The sequence below is a fragment of the Halorubrum sp. SS7 genome (genome assembly GCF_005435055.1).
GTDB lineage: Archaea > Halobacteriota > Halobacteria > Halobacteriales > Haloferacaceae > Halorubrum > Halorubrum salinarum.
Map to the genome: position 1 here is coordinate 1 of NZ_SGXV01000459.1, position 330 is coordinate 330.

At 67.9% G+C, this 330-nt stretch carries 1 pseudogene; it reads right to left on the reverse strand.

Annotation, left to right across the window (positions count from 1 at the left end):
* Positions 1 to 330, reverse strand: a pseudogene (locus tag EXE44_RS18785) (mechanosensitive ion channel domain-containing protein); the annotation flags it as partial.

Consider the following 330-nt stretch of genomic DNA (forward strand, 5'->3'; position numbering starts at 1 on the left):
GGAGCTCGATGGCGGCGACGGTGCCGGTGACGCCCTTCGCCTCGACGCGATAGCCGACGTTGAAGTCGGGGTCGCGGAGGAGGTAGACGCCCGCCACCGTGTCCTCGATCATCTCGGAGAGCGCGTACGAGACCCCGAGGGCGATGAAGCCGACGGCGGTGCCCAGACTCGCCGCGATGTCGCCCATCCCGAGCACCTTGAGGAAGGTGAGCGCGACGCCGAACCAGAGGAAGATGGCCACGAGCGTGGCGATCAGGTCGCCGACGAGTTCGCGGTCACCGATGTACACCCGGTCGATCGACCCCCGAACGAGCGCGAGGACGACCTTCA